Origin of the sequence: Olleya sp. Ti.3.14, from assembly GCF_038154885.1 — a bacterium.
Taxonomy (GTDB): Bacteria; Bacteroidota; Bacteroidia; order Flavobacteriales; family Flavobacteriaceae; genus Olleya.
Genome location: NZ_JBAKAO010000015.1, coordinates 1 through 6,213, shown reverse-complemented (window position 1 = coordinate 6,213; position 6,213 = coordinate 1). Strand labels below are relative to the sequence as shown.

The 6,213-nt window shown below is 31.4% G+C and carries 8 protein-coding genes; all 8 read right to left on the bottom strand.

Annotated elements, in window-relative coordinates; all coding sequences use genetic code 11:
• On the bottom strand, positions 1–233 hold a 233-nt coding region (locus V6251_RS15035), incomplete at its 3' end, for a hypothetical protein (RefSeq protein WP_341588983.1).
• A gap of 403 nt (positions 234–636) precedes the next feature.
• A complete protein-coding gene (locus tag V6251_RS15030) occupies positions 637–1,347 on the bottom strand; it encodes a hypothetical protein (RefSeq protein WP_341588982.1) in 711 nt (236 codons plus the stop codon).
• 3 nt (positions 1,348–1,350) lie between these two features.
• Positions 1,351–1,884, bottom strand: coding sequence for a hypothetical protein (locus V6251_RS15025; protein ID WP_341588981.1), 534 nt, complete (start codon positions 1,882–1,884; stop codon positions 1,351–1,353).
• A gap of 105 nt (positions 1,885–1,989) precedes the next feature.
• Positions 1,990–2,646 (bottom strand): hypothetical protein, encoded by a 657-nt coding sequence (locus tag V6251_RS15020; protein WP_341588980.1) that lies wholly within the window; start codon positions 2,644–2,646, stop codon positions 1,990–1,992.
• Between the two features lie 6 nt (positions 2,647–2,652).
• Positions 2,653–3,315, bottom strand: coding sequence for a polymorphic toxin-type HINT domain-containing protein (locus tag V6251_RS15015; RefSeq protein WP_341588984.1), 663 nt, complete (start codon positions 3,313–3,315; stop codon positions 2,653–2,655).
• 187 nt (positions 3,316–3,502) lie between these two features.
• Positions 3,503–4,036: an SMI1/KNR4 family protein gene (locus V6251_RS15010; RefSeq protein ID WP_341588979.1), complete on the bottom strand. Its 534-nt coding sequence runs from the start codon at positions 4,034–4,036 to the stop codon at positions 3,503–3,505.
• Positions 4,036–5,592 carry a polymorphic toxin-type HINT domain-containing protein gene (locus V6251_RS15005; protein ID WP_341588978.1) on the bottom strand — a complete coding sequence of 519 codons (1,557 nt, stop codon included), beginning with the start codon at positions 5,590–5,592 and terminating at the stop codon, positions 4,036–4,038. The genes V6251_RS15010 and V6251_RS15005 overlap by 1 nt, the downstream gene beginning before the upstream one ends.
• An 18-nt stretch (positions 5,593–5,610) precedes the next feature.
• A partial coding sequence (locus tag V6251_RS15000) for a phage baseplate assembly protein V (RefSeq protein ID WP_341588977.1) occupies positions 5,611–6,213 on the bottom strand: 603 nt, incomplete at its 5' end.

Genomic DNA, 6,213 nt, shown 5'->3' with positions numbered 1-6,213 from the left:
AATTCTTTATAACCACCAAAAGCATCTAATGATCGGGTTTGTATGGTCAGTGTTTCGCCTAAAAAGTTTTTACTAGACTCGCCAAGAGATAAGGATAAATCTTCCAACACATCCATACGACAAACCAACTCTAGCATATGATGTGCATCTATTTGTTGATGCAGCGTAATTCTTTTAAATGCTGATATTTCTAATTCTCCTATAAAAAGCGTTGTGGTTGTTTGTAGTGCCATGTTGGTTAATTAGTATTTAAAATGGGTTTAATGAAATTATTAACTTATGTAGAAAACCAAATCTTGTTTTAGCAATAGTTTTATAACGTAAATTTGACTTGTCATTTTGAATATTATTGTATTGTAAATCAAATTATTAAAAATAGTAAAATAAAAATATTAATTACTATTAATATACGGTTAAAAGGCTGTTTATAGATGTTGTTTGTTAAATTTTATGAATTATTACTTATATGTCTTTACTCTATGTGTTAAATATTTAATAAAACATGTGTTTGCTGACTGTAATTTTGGTTTCCTCTTTTTAAGTAATTATTTTACCTTTGGCTTCTATGCGTTGCTATATCGTTTTTTTTGTAATTTTAAAGCCATAAAAAAACCACTATAAAGTGGTTTTAATTAACTAATTATCTTCTATTAAATTACCTTGTTCATCTTTATAGTAGCGTGTACCGTTTTTAAAAATGAAGTCTTTTTTATTTAAGGGAATATCTAAATATTCTGGTTTTAAAATTTCATTATAATCAAAAAGGTGCTCATAATCTAAATAATGTTTGGGTGGTTCTATGAAGTTATGTGATAGATTAACTTTTGTTTCTTTTTTTTCATTGCTATAAGTTTTTGTATCTTTATTCATTTTAGTTGTTGAAACCCTCATTATTTTATTTTTTTGAATAAATAATGCTTTATAGGTATTCTTTTCTTTTTCATTTTCATGAAAAACTTCTATCTGCTTTAAGAATAGCTTGTTTTTTAAATGAGGTTTATATTCATCTTTATCAAGCCAATGCATAATGTCATAACGGTCATAAACCATTCTTAAATGTTCTACTAATTCATTGTTCTTATTGTGTTCTAAAAAGGTTAGATTTATACTTATTTTCTTGAAATTCACACAAACAAAAGGCTTATTTTCTTCATTGTAGAAAGTAACATAATATTGACTCTCATTTTCAAAAGCATATTTAGCCCATTCTTCTGGGTTTTTTAAGATTTTTTTTTGTTCTCTAGAAGGTTTGCTATCTAAATAGCGTGTTAGAACATTGTCAATAGTATCCTCTTCAGTGAGCATGTCTTTCAATATCCAATTATATTCTCTGAATTTATAATTCATAATTTAAAATAATGTAGTTATATCATCAATAATTTCTACTCCTTTTTTTGCAGAGTGGTCTAATACTTCTTGAGACACTCCTTTCATGTTTTCTACTTGTAATATAACCCTTTCACCTAATTCTTCTCCTGTCTTTTTTACTGTAGCATTAGCATATTTCGCTGCATCATTTACATAATTTTTCCCTGTTTGCACTGTTACTTTAGATAAGTCTGTTGCTTTACGCTCAATAATACCTATACCATCAATAAAAGAATCAATATAGCCTTTACCGCTCTTTGTTCCCCCTTTTGCGAGTTTAACAAAAACTTCAGAAGAAAATTCTTTTCCTGCTAATTCTGCGAGTTCTTCCGTAAAAGCATTCATTACGTTATTATAACTTCTACCACGCATAATGTTTTGAAACCACTTTTGTGACTCTCTCGACATGGTTGACAAACAAGGTTGTGCATTATGCACCAACCATTCCCAAGCACCTACAAAATAAGTATGCCAATCTGCTACCTCAAAGTTATAGACTTTTTTGTTAGAGTACAAGAAGTTTGTGGCTTCTATGCGTTGCCCATTTGTTCCTGATTTTAATAATAAAAAAGACTATACGTTAGCATAGTCTTTTGTTAATTTTAAAATATAATTTGAAGATTAATTATCTTCAATTAAATTACCATCTTTATCTTTATAATAGCGGTTACCATCTTTATAAACATATGTTCTTACATTATCTTTTAAAATAGGAATGTCTCTCTCTAATCGTATAATACCTTCATATTTTCCAAATTCAGGATATGGCTCATAAAGTAAAGATGTATCCATGGGTTCTTTACTTTCAAAATCTGAAAATTTTTGATTTTTATCATCATATTTTCTAGCTGATGCATTTCCTTTATTGTCGAATACAAAATGAATACGGTAATTTGCTTTATCATTATCTTCTTTGTCGAAGTCATAATACCATATTTCACTTAAAAAAAGTTCTTCTTTAGGTTTTACTTCTGTAAAAATATATTTAAGATAATTTCGTCCACCCGGATCTATAAAGTTGACACCTACATGTTTGTTTTTATGATTTATGGTAATGTAGACACTAGGAAAACTATCTGATTCAGTTTCGAAAATAGAAAACTCATATAATAAACCTTTCTCATAATTGTGACGTGCTACATCTTGACAATTAATTTTTTTATCCAAAAAATCTTGTTTGAATTTAGTTTTATTAACGATGTCTAACCTTGTTAAAGTTGCTCTTTCTGGCTGTAACCTCTTAGCTGAAGCCCAATAAGATTGATATTTTATAATCATGTTTTTTTAAAATGGATTTAATATATTCCCAGCTGTATCTCTGATTTTGACCATGTTATCAGTTGCGTGCTCTAAAACTTCACTCGCTATTTTTTTAGTCTGCTTAGGTACTTCTAAAATCATATCACCTGCTAATTCAATACCTCCTTGCTCAATAGCGTCTGCATTTCTTGTTGTTTCTTTTATTAATTCACCAGGTGGGTATTTAGTCACTAACTCATCTATATATCCTTTTGCTGTATCAACAGATACCTTTCCTAATTGTGTGAATTTTCTTGATACAATTTCTAGACCTGGTACATAACTATCTAATCTTTTTCCTGAAGCAAGTACTACTTCGTTAAATCCACCAAGTCTTTTGTAAAATCCTTCTCTGATAAAATTAAAATAATTCCCTTTCCACATTCGACCTATCCATGGTGGTAAATGCTTTATCTTACTTAAACAAGGTCGAGCATTATGCACCAACCACTCCCAAGCACCAACAAAATAAGTATGCCAATCTGCTACCTCAAAGTTATAGACTTTCTTTTTTGTATACAAGAAATTTGTGGCTTCTATGCGTTGCCATTTTCCATTTTTGGTTTTTACTTCGTCTTGTAAGGTTAAATCGGCAGCATCTTTCCAACCACTTTGTGTGTAAAAAGGGTGTTCTGTGGTGGTTTCTATAACTACTCCGCATAAAGTGAAGCAAATGAAACAAAATAAACTGCTGTTAGATTATGAAATTTATACTTTCTACTTATACCTTAAAAATACAAAAAGCTACCTAAATGAATAGATAGCTTTTATTGTTTATTGCACTTGCTATTTTTGCACTCGTTACAAATGACCACTTGTGGGAGAATATATTTTATTAAAAATCATCAGAGAACCATTCTTCTTCTAAATCGTCTTCAATTTCAGAATTAGGGTTTAAATGTAAAGATTTAAAAAAGTCGAGTAAAGAATTCGCAACCAAATATAAACCTTCATTCTCTAAAGACTCATGGTACCAATAATATATTTTTTGATCAATTTGATTAATACATAATTGATCACCAGGTAAGCCTTCAGCAAATACAAAATAATTTTCGGGGATCTGATCAAGAAAAATTTTTCTGTTTTTTTGAAGAGAATTTTCACCTTTTCCCCAACCATAAATAATTCCAATAGGACATAGATTATCATCTCCGGCTATTGGTAACTTATCTAAACTCTTAAAAACTATGTCTTCATTAAATTGATTATAGCCATATTCTTTAGATAAATATATATATTCATCCGATAGTTTTAAATTATTTGATATTATATATTTCTTGTAATCAAAATTATTATCCTTTTTCTTTTTTAAAGCCTTAGTTAATTCCGTTTGACCTAACTTAAATATTATTTTTCTAATATGTTCCATTATAAAGTTCCGTTTCTTAGATTTGCAGCACCACCTGAATGTGGAATGTTTTTATGTAACGCTGTTGGTATTAATTCTATAGTTTTTCCGTCTTGATGATGATGAGGTGTTAATCCTTTATCTTTAAGATATTTTTTTGCTTGAGTTTTGTTCTTTAACCCCTTTTGTTTGGCAACTCTTTGATATACTTTGTCAAAATCTTTGGATGTTCCATCTAAATTCTTAAATTTCATTTTACCTTTTGACCATTTACTAAAATCAGGATACCCATTCTTAAAAGGTATTCCTTCTCCTTTAGTAATTTTATTAACCGCTTTTTTAGTAGACTTCCAAACACCTTCTCCAGCTTCTCCTATCCATTTACCTTTAGTTCTAGGTAACCTTTTAGCTACTTGCTTAATTGCTTCTGATACGCAAACAGCATTATGCACCAACCACTTCCAAGCACCAACAAAATAAGTATGCCAATCTGCTACCTCAAAGTTATAGACTTTCTTTTTTGTATACAAGAAATTTGTGGCTTCTATGCGTTGCCATTTTCCATTTTTGGTTTTTACTTCGTCTTGTAAGGTTAAATCGGCAGCATCTTTCCAACCACTTTGTGTATAAAAAGGGTGTTCTGCAGTGGTTTCTATTATTTCTCCGCCTAAAGTGACCTCTATAGTGGCATCAATTTCTTTTTGCATGGTGTTAAGGACTGGCTTTAAATCGCTTTCACCTGTTTCCTCGTTATAAGCCCAAACCAAATCGCCTACTTTTACATCTTCTATATTTTTAAGTCCGTTTTTTACTGCTATTTTAGTGCCTGCTGTAAAACACGCAAATACACATACTTTACCATATTTAACAGCGAGATCATCCACTTTTTTAGCAACAGCTTTAGCAAATCCTTTTCCTGCTGTTTTTAATCCTTGTTTGGTACCTAATTTAGCAGCAGATTGTAATGCTTTTTGTGCTGTTTTTTTTGCAGCTACTTTAATACCGCCTTTGATGGCACCTTTTGCAGCAGCTGTACCTACGGATGCTGTACCTAAAGTTACCACATCTACTACTAAAAAAGCAGCATTTAGGGCTACCATACCCCAATTGCCTTTAGCTCCTTCGCGTACCATACCAATAATGTTACCAACTACAGGTATTAGCTCAGCAGTGTCCCACCAGCCCCAACCAGAGTCTTCTTCTTCGCCATGTTCTTCTAAAAGCTTGTCGTACTCCTCTGGAGGTAATGGTACTTGTCCGCTAGTAATAAACTCTATTTTACCACCTGTGCTACAAGGCATTTTACTTTTAAAAAGTATAGTTTCTTGTCCTTTTACTTTTACTTTATAGGTGTCAGTCCAATTTGTGGTTGCTGGTGTGCAAGGATTTCCGTTTTTTAAAGAGCATGCTCCAAAAGGCGGAATATTGGTCATTGGTGCTTTGTCTGCTTTGGTAGTTACCAAGCAGCCATTAATTTTTATATGGGTATTGGATGTAGGAGTAAAGGGAGCTGGTGCAGCTCCTTTATCGCACATCATTATGGCATCTTTTACTACGTATTCTAAATCATGTGGCATAGTTTGTTTTTTAGAATGTTATAAAATATCCGTGTCTGACGATTCTATTTTAATCTTACTACCTCCAGTAATATTTAGCTTATCTCCATCTAAATTTACACTTGTTTCTCCTTTTATGTTAGCATCTGTTTTAGCGTTAAGGTTAGCACTAGCTGTTTCACTAGTAATAGTAATATCTTTAGTTGCTTTTATTCCTATACCTTCGTCTGCGACATGAATCCCTAAGTCTTTTTGAGCATAAATACTCATTGTGCCATCTCCACCACCTTCTTCATTAGGTTTTGCTATTATATTAAGGCTATTACCTGCCATAATATTAATATCCTTAGAAGCTAATGTTAACTTATTAGGAGCTTGTATAACAATCTCTCCATTACCTTGCATTACTATAACATTACCACTTGGGTCTGCTATGGTAATACTGCCATCATCATCATTCATGACTATTTTATTACCGCTTTTAGTTTGTAATGCCTTAATAGCATTTGATTCACTTTGAAAAGCGCCTGCTTTTCCAGAACCATTATATAAACTACCCATCATATATGGATGTTCTGCATTACCGCCTTCAAAACCTATTAAGACTTCTTCACCAGTTTCTGGTATAAAATGAAACCCTTT

Excerpts from the sequence above, each read along its gene's own strand:
- V6251_RS15030 (WP_341588982.1), bottom strand. The coding sequence starts at position 1,347 with ATGAATTATAAATTCAGAGAATATAATTGGATATTGAAAGACATGCTC.
- V6251_RS15020 (WP_341588980.1), bottom strand. The coding sequence starts at position 2,646 with ATGATTATAAAATATCAATCTTATTGGGCTTCAGCTAAGAGGTTACAG.
- V6251_RS15010 (WP_341588979.1), bottom strand. The coding sequence starts at position 4,036 with ATGGAACATATTAGAAAAATAATATTTAAGTTAGGTCAAACGGAATTA.
- V6251_RS15005 (WP_341588978.1), bottom strand. The coding sequence starts at position 5,592 with ATGCCACATGATTTAGAATACGTAGTAAAAGATGCCATAATGATGTGC.